Source organism: Sporomusa rhizae (genome assembly GCF_041428845.1).
Lineage (GTDB): Bacteria > Bacillota > Negativicutes > Sporomusales > Sporomusaceae > Sporomusa > Sporomusa rhizae.
In genome coordinates, this window is the sequence record NZ_CP156925.1 from 4,980,548 (window position 1) to 4,995,250 (window position 14,703).

The following is a 14,703-nucleotide window of genomic DNA, read 5'->3' on the forward strand; positions in this document are numbered from 1 at the left end:
TGAACAGAAATGGGTTGAACAACTATGCTTTCAATCTCATTGTGCGGTCTGGGAATTATATGTTGAGAAACCAATGACAAGCGGCCAATGGTTTCAATTGCTGCCGCCCCAGCTTCCACCGCGGCTTTTACAGCCCCCACATCGCCGGTTACGATAATTGTTACAAGACCGCCGCCTACCAAGGTTTTCCCCACAAGTTCCACTTGCGCCGTTTTGAGCATGACATCTGCACATTCAATAGCAGGTAGGAGTCCTCGTGTCTCAATTAGGCCAAGAGCCTGCATAGCTTATCCTCCTATTGCTGCGCCATAAGATCTGCCCAATTTGCCGGGTAAGTTACATAAAAGAGCTTGACATACTCGGGTGAACCCCAGGTTACTTTGGAACCTTTCGGTACGAAGAGGACATCTCCCTGATGAGCATAGTAAGTCTCGCCATCAATGGTAAGGGATAGGGTTCCTTCAAGAATAATGTCGATCTCTTCATAGCACAATTCCCAATCAAAGCTGGATTTTTCAATTGTCAAAAAGCCTGCGCTCATTTGGGAGTCATCTTTACTTACCACTTCCTGATACGTTACGTTGGTGCTGGGATCGCCTGTGTCAAAAGTGTCAAACTTTACTGTCCTGCCGCGCACGATTTTAAGTCCGTTTTTTGGATTTCCGTCGGCACGGTAGGGATTTTCGGGAGATGAGGCAGGAATACTTGCGAGAAGTCCGTTGGCCAATACCGCTTTTACAACTTGATAGATCATATCGCGGTCAATGTCTGTTGCCTGGCTTTCCTGCTTCTGTACACAACTGCCGTTACTGACGGGATTTACCTGAGCAGCCTCTGTAGTAAATTCCACACCCAGTTCCTTGGCTAGATCCTTGGCTGCCGGGGTAATGATGGTTTGACAGTCTATGCAAAATATTTTTTGCCCCTGATCTGCTGCTGCTTTTACCGCACTTGCACTAACAAGTCTTTTCAAGGTAGCACCTCCTTTTACTAAAATGTTTTATCCGATGACTAAGTCGCTCTAAGACTCCCGCTTTTACAAGCGGTAGTTATACCCCTACGGACACTGGCGAGCGTCTAAGTTCCTGGATATGTTCGACTAAACTTCAGATGGGGTTAAAACCCCACCTGGAGCAAGTCTCACTTTATGTAATTCTAAAGTTAGAACAGGGATGTCCACAATTTTTCAGCCGGTGATGGAATTACTTCGATATCAACCAACAGGCCTTTTTCAAGGACAACGGCTTTACCGGCATCAATACCTGCCTGGACGGCAGCGACATCACCGGTAAAGGTAAAGTAGGCTTTACCGCCCAGTCCACTGCCCAAACGCAGTTCCAAAGCCTGAATATCAGCAGCTTTAAGTGCCGCATCGGCGGCAATAATCATCGATGCCACCGAAAAGGATTCCATGATTCCCAGGGCTCCTGATCCCTCCGGCAGCGTCGTGGCCGTAATGGCTGGAAAAACAGCCGGATGAACGTTGGGAAGAATAAAGCTGTCTACCAGATATTCTCCCGCGGTTTCTACCCCTATGCTGATCGAGCTTTCTACAGCGGCAACGTCTCCATGAACGATGGCGATATATTTCCCCGGACAGACGGGAGTTGCGCTAACTACGTCAACATAGGCTGTTTTAAGCATCAGATCTGTCGCATAAATTCCTTTTGCAATGCTTGTAAGTTCAATCATACCTATTGCCCTAAACATATCCTAACCCACCTTTATCACAATTGAAGTATCTGTACTCTCGACAACAGTACCGCTCATGCTGGCGTGAACCGCAGCTCCCAGACTGTTCTCCGGAATTTTCCCAATCAGCTGTCCGGCTTTAACCTGTTCCCCCACGGTGACAACAGGTGTTGCGGGCGCTCCAATATGCTGCCTTAAAGCAATTTGGATATATTCAGGCTTAAATTCGACCTGGGTCATAGGAGCCGGTTTATCAAAAGCCGTTAAGCCGATTTTAGCAACAAGCCGTTTACTGGGAATCAGGCGGTATTCTCTGGGGGCCCGTGGCGCAAATTCCATTTGTACGGGCTGATATCTAAGCCCTTGTTCTGCCAGCTTTTGCTTAAACAGAATGTTGACAGATTTCGGATGGAGATTGGCGGGGCAGGAGAATAATTCGCAGGCATTGCATTCGCAGCATAGTTGGGCAATTTGCTGGTCTTTCACATCCAGGTTGTAGCTCAGTGCCCGCATGACTTTATGCGGCTGGATATTGTGGCCGAGGAGATATCGGGGACACAGATCCGTACACATGCGGCATTGTTCACAGGCTGTTCTGCTTATTACTCTGGCTTGAGCAAGGTTGACAGACTTTTTCCGGATGAGGAAATGATCTTTTTTTAAGAGTACATAGCCTTTGCTTTTCTTGGTGACAAACCCGTCAATATTACTCATTACACCGCCCATCATCGGGCCGCCGTCGATTACGGCATAGTCATCGATGTTTCCTACACCGCATTGTTTGAATACTTCCCGGATAGCTACACCGACAGGTACTTTAACCGTCATGCGCTGAGGAATATCGCCGGCGATGGTAAGATAGGTTTCGGTAACCGTGGTTCCGGCAAGAGCCCGGGATATATTTAACGCCGTTTCCGAGTTTATGACCACACACCCTACTTTTAGTGGGATGGAGGCTTCCGGAACAACTCGTTGGGTAAGTTCATGCACCAGAACCTGCTCATCACCGGCAGGATAGATATCTCTTAGTTCCATAACTTCCATGTATCCGTCAAGTCCCAGTGCGGTAATTCGTTCCCGCATAAGGACAATAACTTGTTTGTGTTTGCCCTTGATGCCGATGATGGCTTTACCGGCTTCAATATAGCGCCCCGCCGCTTCGAGTCCTCTGATAATTTCATCAGGGAACAGCTCCATCAATTGCTGATCTACTCTGAGAAGCGGTTCACATTCGGCTCCGTTAAGCAATATATACTCAGCTTTAGACGTTAGTTTGGCGTGAGTTGGAAATCCGGCTCCTCCAGCTCCGATAATCCCTGCCTCTTTGACTACGTTTAGTAGGTCCAATTTTTCCACCCCCAAAATTCTTAAAATACGCAGTCTTCATCAATAATTCCGACAATGACTGCATCAATTGGCACATCATCCCGCCCCAGCATTTTGCGAGCTGAGCTGCCAGTACAGACAAGCACCCGTTCGCCAAAGCCGGCACCGATGGTGTCGGCTGCTATTATTAATCGACCGGCCTCACTACCACCAAGGACTTCTACCAGCATGAATTTTAACCCCACGAGGGAATCCGCTTTTCTGGTTGACCAGATATTATCAATTACTTTAGCTGCTATCATAAGCCCTCACCCATTTTTGGTTTTTTCAGTTTAAGTTGGATATCGTTAATAGCTGCTTCCACAGATGCCGTATCGCCAAAGATGGCGATCATAATCAGGTTTTGCGGACAATGGCCTTTAATGTCTTCGACTACTACCCCGGCCGCTTTTTCGGCAATATCGGCAGCGTACACCATATCAATCAACCGTCCCTGCACCAACCCTACTGCGTCGCAGTTCTCGATCGCGCTGTTTGCAACCGAACCCCGGCGCCGCAAAAGAATGTCTAATGTCCCTTTAGACGGGGATTTTATAATCCGGTACTCCATGTGTAGGTCACTCCTGTCTAAAGACTTTCCTGTGTACAGTTGAGCGCAATGCCTAAAGGGGTTACAAACATGGGGTTTTTCGGTTTGTAAGTAGGCAGATTGGTTTTTTTGGCGATAATAGCTTCAATGCCTTCCAGGCAGCAGGTTCCGCCGACCAGATAAATTTCTTTAACCGGATTTTCGCTTACATGGCGGCTGATAATGGATGAGACTTTTTCAATAACAGGCCGGAGCACGGGCAGCAATTCTTTATGGTTTTTGAAATCCCGCTTATATTGATCGGCATCGTCAAAGTTCATTTTATAGGCACCAGAAATGACTAATGAAAAATGAGTGCCGCCGGTAGGTTCATCGGCAACATACAGGACTTTGCCTTCCTTCAGTATGGCAATCCCCGTAGTACCGCCGCCAATATCAACAATGGCGCCGTCCTGAATTTTCAATACGGCGTTGGCCGCAGTCGGTTCATCAAGCACATTGGTAATTTCAAACCCGGCCCCCTGGACCACATGCTTGATAGTTCCTGAGTCAAGGCTATCGGTTCCCGGAGGCAGCGCTGCCGCTGCATAGATGAGTTCTACGCCAAGCTTTTCTTCGAGTTCTTGTTTTAGTTCTCTGACGATACGGATAGCGCCGATATAATCCACGACCATGCCGTCTTTGACAACACTAGCGAAACGGTATGCGCCGGCAACCGGCTTATAATTCTCATCAAGAACTGCAAGTACAATGTAGGCAGTTCCCAGGTCAACTCCGGTGTAATACACAGAGGATTTACCCACTATTGGAGTTTGTATAACTCTCTCGAAATCAGCAACGAGTTGGTCGCAGTATTGAAATGTTGAATTTACCGTTTCCATTTTTGTCCTCCCAGACACTTCCACATCATCATGCAGATTATGTTAATAATCAGATTTACCGCATCAATCAAATCCTGTCGTGAACAGTCTTGCTTCTCCTCATTCCAGTAGACTTCCAGAATGGCCGGTTCGACTTCGCGCAGGGAAGCACGCAGGTAATGTAACAGGGCAATCTCCTTTCCGTTTTCCAGGCCTACGTGAAAATCACTGATATCTACGAATTTCTCCAAATTATCGGCACGATTCTTGATCTCTTCAGCCGTCCAACCCCAAAACTGAATGATATCCGGGGCCGTCTGTTCCTGTTCCGCTTTGGCTACGTTGCGAAAGCAATGTCCCAACGACATGATTTCTTCTGACATAAGAGCATTCCCGGAGTGTAACAGTTCTGCCGCAATCAGAATAAATAAGGATTCAATGCTGTCCATTCTGCGCTGCAATCTCAGGTTGCACCATTTCTCCCGTTCCTCTGTCTTTAGCGGCTTGCCGGCACTTGCCTTTCGGGGGGCATCAGCCTGAGCTGTTGTCAGCGTAACGCGTCGGTCTACAAGAAATTGGCGGGCGCCTGGTGTGATCTTTGTACCTGGTTCCAGAACATAAGTAGTAAAGGGTTCGCGTTTATATAAATCTCGTAATTCCATTTCGGTGATGAATTTCATTGCCTCACCCACCCTTCTTCTTTTGCCGAAATCACCTATAATCGCTGGACAAAAATACGGAGTCTATATATAAAGAAACTCAACTCTCTTCAGATGTTTCTTGCTTTCTCAGTTGTAAATACTCTTTCAAGGCTTCTACGCCGGTATTGTCTTTTAACGAAATTCGGAAGCAGGGTTCTAAAACCCCGATTCTTTTTAGTTGCTCAGCACACAGCCCGGTATTTTCCGAAGCCAGATCGATCTTGGTAATGACGCCAATGACCGGGCAATTAAACGACTTTGCAAAATTTGGCGGATACACTTCTGTAGGTCGGGATTGATCAATAAGTATGAGCACATGGGATGCGGTTTGGGCTGTTGCAATCAGGTATCTGTACATCGAAGCGTTTTCAATATAGGCCCCCGGTGTATCCATGGTATTTTTCCCATAAATAACATCCTGGGTCTTTTTCAGTGGCCTTACCGCATCGTTTAAAACATTGGCAAGGGTTGATTTACCCGCTTGAGTTGGTCCGACGACCATAATGCGTTTCTTCATGTGCGTGTTATTTTGGCAGGTGTAAAGCCTAGCAATTTTTCCAGAGTTTCATTAATGGCAACCATCGCTGCTTCGACACTTGCCACATCACCGGATATAACGAGAGAGCCGGTAAACCTGTCAAGAAAGCCAATCTCGACATCGGATGTCTTAGTGGCAATATCGGCCGCGATAATGGCCGCCTCACATGGTGTAAGGGTTGAAATGCCAATGGCTCCTGTTTCTTCTATCCCCAGGCGTTCATATATGTCTTGTACGGGCGAAGCTATAATGTGAGCCAGGGTTACTTGCTTACCGGGCACATACTCCTGGATAATGCGTTTTTTATCAAATTCATCGGCTGCGCTCACAACATCCCTCCGTCCACCTTTAGCGGTATTTGTTTTAATGTTTGATGACTTTGACCTGTAAGTCGCTGTCTTTTATGAGTGCTTCAATTTTATCCAGTTCATCTTGCTTGAAGCTTAAGTCTGCGGTGATCGGATACTGCATGTCCAATTGCTTGTATTTGTTAATGCCTAATTTGTGGTAGGGCAGTAAGTCAATACCGTGAAAATTCTTGTATCTGTTAAAAGGCTGAAGAAATTCCAGCGTTTTACGAATGGTGTCTTCACTGTCGTTCAAGCCCCTGATCAGAGGCATCCTGACTTTGACATTAAACCCACGGCGTAGGAGTTCGGTTAGGTTATCAAGAATGCGTTCGTTGCCAACACCGGTAAGCTCATAGTGCCGATCAGGGTCAATTTGCTTAATATCATACAAAAACAAATCGGTAAACTGGGCGATCATAAGTATCGCGTCCAGTTTGGCATAGCCACTTGTTTCAATGGCAGTGTGGATCCCCATGCGCTGGCATTCCATCAGCAGATTGGCGGCAAATTCCGGCTGGGCTGTCACTTCCCCGCCGCCAAGTGTAACGCCGCCGCCTGAGCTTAAGTAAAAGAGCGAATCTTGCTGGATGATTTCCAGTACTTCAGAAATTGTTTTATCTGAGCCGACAATTGACAGTGCCTGTTTGGGACAAGCTGTTTCGCATTTACGGCATCCCACACAGTCAACACTTCTGTTTACTTTATGGCGAGGTACTTGACTCTGGGCTTCTAACTGCCCGGCTTGCTCAGCCGAAAGACTATGGATTTGGGCGGGACAAACAGGAATACAATTACCACAGTGAATGCACAAATCTTCTTTGAACATGACCTGATATTTTCTTTCCAGTCCCTCGGGATTCGAACACCACTTACATCGCAGGGGACACCCCTTGAAGAAAATTAAGGTGCGAATGCCCGGCCCATCATAGATGGAATATTTCTGGACATTGAAGATTCTCGCTTTTCGTTCTATTCTGCTGCCCGTTTCTGTACTCATAATGTCCCGTCCCTTAGTAATTACCTATTAAAGCCATCCTGCGGCTATCGTCAGGAACAGCCTGTCCTGATAGGGTAACTAACATCAGCTAGGATGCTAGGATTAAAACCCTCCTGATAAATCTGCTTCTTTCTGGCTCCAGCTTTTAGGAAGATATTTTTTAAGAAGTCTCAGGCCTTCCTCGTTGATAGAGTAATAAACAACTAAATCCCCGTTGTCGTCAATGGCCACATCGTTATCGTCAATAACGAAGTTGGCTTTCAGATCCAATAGATGTTCTACAAAAACCTCTTTTCTAAACTGTTTCTCGGTGCCGTATTCGGGTTCCAGCGCCTTCATAATATCGTTGGCGCAGGTTTTGTCAACGGTGGAAATATAATGAAGCATTCTAAACCGCAGCGGTAATAAATCTGCCATGATTATGCCTCCCCCTTGCTGAAGAATTCCTTCGGGTTAATCGCCACAAGCGTTGCGCCAACTAGTACCAAACCGCTGCCGATCGCCAGGTTTTGGGTAACAGGCTGGCTCAGGAATACGGCCGAGAAGATAACGCCCCACATGACATAGGTTCCATTAAGCGCCATACCTTTGGCTACGCCGCATTTGCTATTGGCCGTATACCATGCCAGGTAAGATACCCCGGCCGCCAAGGCTGCAATGGCAAAGGTTCCTATCGTTGCCGGCAAAACAACAACCTGAGAAATAACAGCCCATCCACCGACAATTGGCAGAACAAAAAGCGCCATAACCAGACCGGAAGTCAGTTCGCGGATATTAATTGCAATTTTGGGATCGATCATGGACATACCGAATACGGCCAGAACGGCTTCAGCGCCCCAACCGAAAGCGGCTAGCGATGAGAAGAGAAGACCTAAGTAGAAGTTTGCACTGTTCTCGCCTTCAGGCGGCACATAGGATATTACGATCGCGCCGATAACCGAAAGCAGCATACCGGCCCAAACACGGGGCAGGATTTCTTGCTTAAGAAAAATCCGGGAAAGCAAAGCGCCAACTAGCGGATATAATGCGGTAATTGTCAACGCATACGCAGGTCCTGCCATGGAAATACCAAGCAGATAACCACTGTTCGCAACAGGCCCCCCCATTAAGGCAGCTACGCAAACCATAAGACCGGGAACGGTTTTAAGACTACGAATGATTTCCTGAAAACGTCCGCCCCCACAGTTATAGATGAGTAGCCATAAGCCTGCTAAAGTATCATTCAGGCAAGCAGCAGCCAGGGGTACAGCATATAAGGCAGCATCTTCACCCATTACCGGCACAAGGCCTAACGCAAGTCCCAGGATTACATTGTTCGCACCCCAGGTACAGCCACTAAAAAGACCTGTTAAAATACCTTTTTTCGCAAAACCGGCATCCAATTTCCGCTTCATCATAATGGCCGTTTGATTTCCCGATATGTTCATATAAACTGTTCTCCCTCCTTATTTGGGGAATATCTGAAGAACCTATATTCTTCAGATATTCCTTATAGCTAGTTTAAAAATGCTCCAAAACGGTTCTGCTGATAATTTCATCCTGTACTTCTTTACATAATTCTACGAAGTAAGCGCTATATCCGGCCACCCGAATGATCAAATCACGATACTTGTCAGGTTCGATTTGGGCTTTTCTCAGCACTTCATTATCTACATAGCTGAATTGCATTTGGCCATTTCCAAGGATGGATGCTGTTCTTAGCAAGGTAATTAAGCCATTTTCCCCTTCCGGAGTTTCCAGAAGCCCGCGAAGTAGCTTGAAGTTGTGGACCATGCCAATATTCATTGACTCGACACTCAGCTTGCTGACCGATTTGATGATAGCAGTCGGCCCCATTTTATCGGCGCCCTGGGTCGGGCTGATTCCATCTGACAATGGTGTCCAAGCCAACCGGCCATTTGGCATGGCTCCGGTAATTTCCCCGATAGGCGTGTTATTGGAAATAGAAAGTGTACCATGACTAAAATGCGAATATAGCATTTTAAAGGACCGGTGAACCCTTTCCGTCCAGTTGACGAGATCTGCGGCAATTTCATCAACATAATCATCATCGTTGCCGTATTTCGGTGCATTCATGCAATCTGTCCGTAAAGTTTCATAGCCTTCAAAATTGGCATCCAGAGCATCCCTGATTTGCTTAAGGGTATATTTTTTGTCTTCAAAGACCAGTTTCTTAATGGCAGCCATAGAATCAGCATAGGTTCCCAGACCGGAGAATATCAGGCCAGGACCGTAATTGACAAGAGCGCCGCCATGGGTAACATCTGTGCCTTTTTCCATACAGCCTTCTACCAATAGAGACATAAGGGGTTTCGGAACAAGATCGCGGTGAACGCGCTGGCTGACAACAGTGCCGATGGCCGACAAGCGAATAATATGTTCAATTTGTTTTTTGCAAGCAGCATCAAACTCTTCATACGTCTTGATATGATCAAGATCACCAGTATCGATGCCTTGCATAGAACCATGCCATTTCATCATTCCGCGATTTAAGACAAATTCGATAGCAATCGGCCACTGCGTATACCCGGTGGATGTCCATTGATAGATTCTGCCAGATTTTTGAGGCTCAACGCAACCCATCAAGCAGTAATCCCGTGCATCTTCAATGCCAAATCCTTTAGCAAGCATCATTTTGATATGAGAATCGTCGAAATGGCAGGCAGGGAAGCCCAAACCGGCTTTAACAACATCGACAATTTTCTTCAGATATTGCTGTGGTGATTTGTTGTGAATCCGGCAAGCCAGGGACGGTTGATACATCTTGGTAAAGCGAACGGCATCCATAATCAGATAAGTAAGTTCATTGGTCGCATCGCCACCAGTCCGTTTCTGTCCGCCAATAGTGCAATTGATGAACGGCTGATAGCCGGCGAAGTATTTCGCGCCAAGTTCACTGGACAGCCACATTACTTCCGAGCACTTGATTATAAAGCAGGAGAGCAGTTCAAAAGCTTCCAGTTTATTCATGCGGCCAGCTTCCATGTCGTCCTTGAACATTGGATAAATGTATTGGTCCAAACGTCCTACGGAAATGCCTGTCTGATTTTCTTCCACAACAAACAGTGATTCCAGTGTCCAGATGGACTGCAGCGCTTCCTGGAAAGTACGGGGAGGATTGGCCGGTACATGAGTCAAAATGTCGGAAATCTTATAAAGTTCTTTCCGGCGGGTTGAGTCACCCTCCCGGTCCGCCAGCTCTCTGGCATAATCAGAAAGTCGTTTGGCATAGGCCAAAATACCGTCACAAGTCTCAATTTCCGCTTTATAGAAGTAAATCTTATCAAGATCTTCCGGATTTTCCATGGATAATTTGTTTAATCTGTCGACAGCTTCCTGTCTTGCACCGTTAATGCCTTTTTTAATCAGGATAACGTCAAAGCCTGGGCAGGTGTCGCCGCCGCCATTTACTTGATGGTAAGACAAATCGCTAACAAACGCTTCGCCTGAGAATGACCATACACCGGCATCTTGATATTGCTGCTGGCAAATCTCGTCAAGGCTGCGGCCTTCCCAGTAGGGGAAAATTTCTTCCCGTAGAATACGCTTGTCTTCTTCGCTGATTTCGAAAGGATCCTGCTGCCGGGTGGAGATGGTATCCAATTCGTCCCTAATCCATCTCCAGGCAATATCCGGTGATACCGCGCCAGCTCTAGGTTTCCCGCAAGGATGTCCGACAATGAGTTCATCGCTTTGAATGACCAGCGGCGCTGTCTCACAGGCTCTTCTGAAGCACTTGGCCCGTAAAAGTATTTTAGGCAACCCCGCATTTTCTTTAGTTACCTGAGTAAAAGCTCTGGCACGATAGGTACTGATACTTGGTTTAACTTTTAAATAAGCAGCTCGCAGTCGTTCTAAGCGCGGTGTCAATCCTGTTATTTCCCCTTCAAACACAGGCGATTTGTGAGCGCTGTGAGTTACCGGGCTGTTTGCGGACAGTTCCTGGGAAATCCCCTGAAACAGCTTCATAATAGCGGCTGTTTCTTCTGGAGACAAATTTTTTGTTGCATCCGCAAATTTGCTTGAAAACTCTTGAATGTTCAACCTCTTGTCCTCCCTCTTCGTTATTTAATTAGTAATTACTGTATCAAAATGATTGTTGATAAATAGTGATTAAATCTTCTCTGGACGGTTGTCTCGGATTAGTAGGGGTACAGCGATCATGAAGAGCAAGCTCAGCCATATTTAATACTTCGTTCTCGAACTTGCTTTGATCAATTCCCAATTCACGAATGCCCTTCGGGATGCCCAGCGATTTTTTCAGATCCTTGACAGCCTGAATGAAATTTATGGCTCCTTCCCGGTAAGTCCGGGCGGGCAGAGTAATCACAGCCGCCAATTTCGCGTATTTTTCGGCGACATGCCGGCTGTCCCTGCTGCTCAGGTTCGCATTATATTCCACCACTGCGCTAAGGAGCAATGCATTGGAGCGTCCATGGGAAATATGAAAAGTTGCTCCGAGCGCATGAGCCAGGCTGTGGTTAATCCCCAAATTAGCATTGGTAAACGCCATACCTGCCAGACAAGATGCCTTCTGAATACGTTCCCGGGCGTTGGCATTACCTACATCGTTGTACAAAGTCTTGAGATTGGTAAAAATTAATTCAACCGCTTTTTCGGCAAGAGCGTCAGTACAATCGGTGGCTTCGGTCGAAACATAGGCCTCAATGGCATGCACCAGCGCATCAATACCCGTATCAGCCACAACGTGCTGGGGAACATGCTGGATACAAGTGGAATCAAGTATAGCGATATCGGGCGCCATCCATTCATCGACAATAACCACTTTTTGCCCTTCGGCGGTAATTACCGAGAAATTCGTTACTTCCGAGCCTGTACCGCTTGTCGACGGAATGGCAATAAATAATGGTTTCTTAAATTCCTGTCCGGCAGCGTTGCTGAACTGCCACATGGAATATAGAATGCCTTTAGCCGTGTCAATCACCGAGCCTCCACCTAAGGCAACAATGGTATCTGCCTGGATTTCCATGAATTTTTTCATGCCTGCGGCAATCACTTGCACATCAGGATCAGGCCTTACATCGGTAAAGACTGCAGATTTTATCCTGTCTCATTAAGATAGTCAATGGTTTTTTGGAGATAGCCCAGCTTCTCCATAACCGAATCAGAAACTATAAACGCGCAAAATCCGGTGATTTCTTTGAGAAATTCCATAGATCCCTCATTAAAATAAATCTTGGGTTTAATAACAAATTTTTTCATAACGACAATCACCTCACAGCATCGCGGTACTACCTAATTTGCTTAAGTAATTTTTCCAGCAGCTTATTTAATTCTTGCACATCCTCAAGCGGATGCCGGTTGGCTGTAAAGCAGGCCGCCCCATTGGTTATATCCTCCAGTTGCCGCACTTCATAGCCAACTTTCCGGATATTAATCAAGTTCAGGGGTGAGATATTATCCGAAGTATACCCGCCGCCGGCAGCTCCGCAGCCCAGCGTCAGTGCCGGGAACAGATTGGTTGTCGCTCCTATCCCGCCTAAGGTGGCGGGAGTATTCACAAGTACTCTAGATACCGGCTTTTTCAGGGCAAATTCCCGAATGACATTTTCATTCTTGGAATGGATAACCAGAGTATGTCCGCGTCCCTCATTCACCAGCAGTTCTATGCATTTTTCACAGGCATTCAGCCAATCCTTTTCCACGTAAAACGCCAGAACCGGACAAAGCTTTTCTCTTGCATACGGATTGGCGTGAGAAACATATTTTTGCTCTGAAATCAATACTTTTGTTTCTGCCGGAACACACAGGCCGCTTAGCTGAGCCAACTCTACCGCCGGTTTCCCGACAAATTCCGGATTTATACTTTCATCCGGCCGGAAAAAGAACTTACTGAGTTGTTCGGATTCCTGGCTTGTCATGAAATAAGCGCCATTTTTTCTGAGTTCTTGCCTCACTTCCTCGGCGATACACTCCTCAGCCACTATTGATTGTTCTGAAGCTGAGACAATTCCGTAATCAAAAGTTCTGCTGGCAATAATAGCGGCTACGGCTTTTTTAATATCGGCAGACCGCTCAATAAACGCCGGTCCATTCCCCGGACCGCCATAAATCGTTGGTTTGCCGGAAGTATGGGCCTCCCTGACCAGTTTAGGCACCCCGGTAATCAAGATCAGCGAGGTGTCTTTGTGGTTCATTAAGGCAACCGTGCCGTCGACCGCCACCGTTCGCAAATATCCGATAGCGCCGGCGGGCAGCCCACTTTCTTCGGCCGCTCGGATCAGGATATCAAGCACCTTGGTTATCGTTTTTTTAGCCTTAGGATGAGGAGAAAAAACAATAGCATTACCAGACTTTATGGCAATCAGAGCTTTGTAAATGGAAGTGGATACGGGGTTTGTTGTTGGGGGTAACGCGGCAATAACGCCAACAGGTACGCCAATATCCATTGTCCTGTTTTCCTGATCTTCTCTAATGATACCAACAACTTTCATGTCTTTGAGTTTCTTATAAAGAAACTCACTGGCAAATATGTTTTTGACAAGCTTGTCCTGCCATTTACCAAATCCCGTTTCTTCGCAAGACATAATGGCCAGTTCTCTGGCACTTTTTTGTACTGTTTCGGCCATATTGCGGACAATTTTGTCCAATTTTTCCTGAGGAAAAGTCGCCAGTACCTTTTGCGCTTCCCTGGCGGTTTCCACTAGAATCCGCGCCTCTTGCACCGAGCGCAAATCGTTGTCCATTCTGTCCATACCTCAATTACTCCCCCTTTCCACTCGCATATTCCAACCAACAGCTTTAATTACCAGTCCACAACATATTTGGCAATAATCTTTTGTATATCCGCATGCGGTCTGGCAATCACATTGGAGCTATAAATCGGACCAACCGCGCTAGCTGCTTTGACACCGGCATCTACAGCCGCTTTCACCGCGCCCACGTCACCGCGTACCACTACAGAAATCAAACCAGAAGCCACGTTTTCGTAACCGACCAATTCTACATCTGCAGCCTTGCACATTGCATCCGCAGCCTCTAGCACGGAAACCAGGCTATATGTTTCTATAAATCCTAAAGCATCATTTTGGTGCATACGCATTCCCCTTTCTAAAAAATTAATTCGTATTATTCCGCATCAATGTCATGTCTCGAAACAATCTTGCCTACCCGGCTGATGGGGCGCGGCATAACATTGGAGGCTGTCAGCTCACCAATGGCTGCTGCTGCTGCCGCACCGTTTTCTACAGCTGCCCGCACTGCCGCCACGTCGCCTTTAATCATGACTGTAACAAGCCCGGAACCCATATTTTCGTACGAAACAAGAACAACATCCGCAGTTTTAAGCATTACATCCGCCGCTTGAATAGCCGGAACCATACCTCTTGTTTCAATAAGACCCAACGCCTCTTCTCCAAAGTACTCCATCGATACAACTCCTCTTGCCTATAGATTTAGAATTCCAGGGATTGTCACTTCACTATGTTCAACCGAGTAAATTGTTTGATTATTTGTTAATCATATAATATCGCAAGCAAAAAAGATTTTTTTGAAAAAACAATATAGAAAATTGGCATTATTATATCTAAGTAAAAAGCAATATTGTACAAAAGTGATTTTATTGAAAAATCGAGAACTTTGAGCGAGAATTCACTAATAAAAATAGAAAAGGCCTTCTTAACCAACCGT

18 protein-coding genes and 1 pseudogene are annotated in these 14,703 nt (G+C 46.4%); all 19 read right to left on the reverse strand.

The genetic code is table 11. The features are described 5' to 3' along the window. Positions 1-20 precede the first annotated feature (20 nt). Positions 21-284: pseudogene (locus SRRS_RS23305) on the reverse strand (BMC domain-containing protein); the annotation flags it as partial. Positions 285-295: 11 nt separating this feature from the next. Next, positions 296-973 carry a cupin domain-containing protein gene (locus SRRS_RS23310; protein WP_371363802.1) on the reverse strand — a complete coding sequence of 226 codons (678 nt, stop codon included), beginning with the start codon at positions 971-973 and terminating at the stop codon, positions 296-298. A 188-nt stretch (positions 974-1,161) separates the two neighbouring features. Then, positions 1,162-1,710 (reverse strand): BMC domain-containing protein, encoded by a 549-nt coding sequence (locus SRRS_RS23315; protein WP_371363803.1) that lies wholly within the window; start codon positions 1,708-1,710, stop codon positions 1,162-1,164. A gap of 3 nt (positions 1,711-1,713) precedes the next feature. After that, the gene (locus tag SRRS_RS23320; protein ID WP_371363804.1) at positions 1,714-3,039 is read right to left on the reverse strand and encodes a 4Fe-4S dicluster domain-containing protein; all 1,326 of its coding nucleotides are present in this window, start codon (positions 3,037-3,039) and stop codon (positions 1,714-1,716) included. 20 nt (positions 3,040-3,059) lie between these two features. Continuing rightward, complete coding sequence (locus tag SRRS_RS23325) at positions 3,060-3,320, reverse strand: EutN/CcmL family microcompartment protein (RefSeq protein ID WP_371363805.1); 261 nt, start codon at positions 3,318-3,320, stop codon at positions 3,060-3,062. Continuing rightward, a complete protein-coding gene (locus SRRS_RS23330; RefSeq protein ID WP_371363806.1) occupies positions 3,317-3,628 on the reverse strand; it encodes a BMC domain-containing protein in 312 nt (103 codons plus the stop codon). The genes SRRS_RS23325 and SRRS_RS23330 overlap by 4 nt, the downstream gene beginning before the upstream one ends. Positions 3,629-3,645: 17 nt before the next feature. After that, the gene (gene eutJ, locus SRRS_RS23335; protein WP_371363807.1) at positions 3,646-4,488 is read right to left on the reverse strand and encodes an ethanolamine utilization protein EutJ; all 843 of its coding nucleotides are present in this window, start codon (positions 4,486-4,488) and stop codon (positions 3,646-3,648) included. After that, positions 4,476-5,147 (reverse strand): hypothetical protein, encoded by a 672-nt coding sequence (locus SRRS_RS23340; RefSeq protein WP_371363808.1) that lies wholly within the window; start codon positions 5,145-5,147, stop codon positions 4,476-4,478. The genes eutJ and SRRS_RS23340 overlap by 13 nt, the downstream gene beginning before the upstream one ends. Before the next feature lie 79 nt (positions 5,148-5,226). Then, a complete protein-coding gene (locus SRRS_RS23345; protein WP_371363809.1) occupies positions 5,227-5,685 on the reverse strand; it encodes a EutP/PduV family microcompartment system protein in 459 nt (152 codons plus the stop codon). After that, complete coding sequence (gene eutS, locus SRRS_RS23350) at positions 5,682-6,035, reverse strand: ethanolamine utilization microcompartment protein EutS (protein ID WP_371363810.1); 354 nt, start codon at positions 6,033-6,035, stop codon at positions 5,682-5,684. The genes SRRS_RS23345 and eutS overlap by 4 nt, the downstream gene beginning before the upstream one ends. A gap of 34 nt (positions 6,036-6,069) precedes the next feature. Then, the gene (gene cutD / locus SRRS_RS23355) at positions 6,070-7,053 is read right to left on the reverse strand and encodes a choline TMA-lyase-activating enzyme (protein ID WP_371363811.1); all 984 of its coding nucleotides are present in this window, start codon (positions 7,051-7,053) and stop codon (positions 6,070-6,072) included. Positions 7,054-7,155: 102 nt separating this feature from the next. Then, a complete protein-coding gene (locus SRRS_RS23360; RefSeq protein WP_371363812.1) occupies positions 7,156-7,470 on the reverse strand; it encodes a hypothetical protein in 315 nt (104 codons plus the stop codon). Between the two features lie 2 nt (positions 7,471-7,472). Continuing rightward, complete coding sequence (locus SRRS_RS23365) at positions 7,473-8,480, reverse strand: DMT family transporter (protein ID WP_371363813.1); 1,008 nt, start codon at positions 8,478-8,480, stop codon at positions 7,473-7,475. 73 nt (positions 8,481-8,553) lie between these two features. After that, complete coding sequence (gene cutC, locus SRRS_RS23370; protein WP_371363814.1) at positions 8,554-11,097, reverse strand: choline trimethylamine-lyase; 2,544 nt, start codon at positions 11,095-11,097, stop codon at positions 8,554-8,556. A 43-nt stretch (positions 11,098-11,140) separates the two neighbouring features. Then, on the reverse strand, positions 11,141-12,118 hold the full coding sequence (locus SRRS_RS23375; protein ID WP_371369916.1) for a 1-propanol dehydrogenase PduQ: 978 nt from the start codon (positions 12,116-12,118) through the stop codon (positions 11,141-11,143). Beyond that, entirely contained in the window at positions 12,115-12,276 is a 162-nt protein-coding gene (locus tag SRRS_RS23380; RefSeq protein WP_371363815.1) for a hypothetical protein, read from the reverse strand. Before SRRS_RS23380 ends, SRRS_RS23375 begins: the two co-directional genes overlap by 4 nt. 29 nt (positions 12,277-12,305) lie before the next feature. Next, positions 12,306-13,769, reverse strand: a complete 1,464-nt coding sequence (locus SRRS_RS23385) for an acetaldehyde dehydrogenase (acetylating) (RefSeq protein ID WP_371363816.1) — start codon at positions 13,767-13,769, stop codon at positions 12,306-12,308. A gap of 50 nt (positions 13,770-13,819) precedes the next feature. Next, positions 13,820-14,110: a BMC domain-containing protein gene (locus SRRS_RS23390; protein ID WP_371363817.1), complete on the reverse strand. Its 291-nt coding sequence runs from the start codon at positions 14,108-14,110 to the stop codon at positions 13,820-13,822. Positions 14,111-14,142: 32 nt separating this feature from the next. Beyond that, positions 14,143-14,442: a BMC domain-containing protein gene (locus tag SRRS_RS23395; protein WP_371363818.1), complete on the reverse strand. Its 300-nt coding sequence runs from the start codon at positions 14,440-14,442 to the stop codon at positions 14,143-14,145. Positions 14,443-14,703 lie beyond the last annotated feature (261 nt).

What these genes read in the sequence shown, in the direction of transcription:
- SRRS_RS23380 (WP_371363815.1), bottom strand. Translation starts at nt 12,276, where the DNA reads ATGAAAAAATTTGTTATTAAACCCAAGATTTATTTTAATGAGGGATCT.
- SRRS_RS23360 (WP_371363812.1), bottom strand. Translation starts at nt 7,470, where the DNA reads ATGGCAGATTTATTACCGCTGCGGTTTAGAATGCTTCATTATATTTCC.
- SRRS_RS23395 (WP_371363818.1), bottom strand. Translation starts at nt 14,442, where the DNA reads ATGGAGTACTTTGGAGAAGAGGCGTTGGGTCTTATTGAAACAAGAGGT.
- SRRS_RS23325 (WP_371363805.1), bottom strand. Translation starts at nt 3,320, where the DNA reads ATGATAGCAGCTAAAGTAATTGATAATATCTGGTCAACCAGAAAAGCG.
- SRRS_RS23330 (WP_371363806.1), bottom strand. Translation starts at nt 3,628, where the DNA reads ATGGAGTACCGGATTATAAAATCCCCGTCTAAAGGGACATTAGACATT.
- cutD (WP_371363811.1), bottom strand. Translation starts at nt 7,053, where the DNA reads ATGAGTACAGAAACGGGCAGCAGAATAGAACGAAAAGCGAGAATCTTC.
- SRRS_RS23365 (WP_371363813.1), bottom strand. Translation starts at nt 8,480, where the DNA reads ATGAACATATCGGGAAATCAAACGGCCATTATGATGAAGCGGAAATTG.
- eutJ (WP_371363807.1), bottom strand. Translation starts at nt 4,488, where the DNA reads ATGGAAACGGTAAATTCAACATTTCAATACTGCGACCAACTCGTTGCT.
- SRRS_RS23345 (WP_371363809.1), bottom strand. Translation starts at nt 5,685, where the DNA reads ATGAAGAAACGCATTATGGTCGTCGGACCAACTCAAGCGGGTAAATCA.
- SRRS_RS23390 (WP_371363817.1), bottom strand. Translation starts at nt 14,110, where the DNA reads ATGCACCAAAATGATGCTTTAGGATTTATAGAAACATATAGCCTGGTT.
- SRRS_RS23315 (WP_371363803.1), bottom strand. Translation starts at nt 1,710, where the DNA reads ATGTTTAGGGCAATAGGTATGATTGAACTTACAAGCATTGCAAAAGGA.
- SRRS_RS23385 (WP_371363816.1), bottom strand. Translation starts at nt 13,769, where the DNA reads ATGGACAGAATGGACAACGATTTGCGCTCGGTGCAAGAGGCGCGGATT.
- SRRS_RS23340 (WP_371363808.1), bottom strand. Translation starts at nt 5,147, where the DNA reads ATGAAATTCATCACCGAAATGGAATTACGAGATTTATATAAACGCGAA.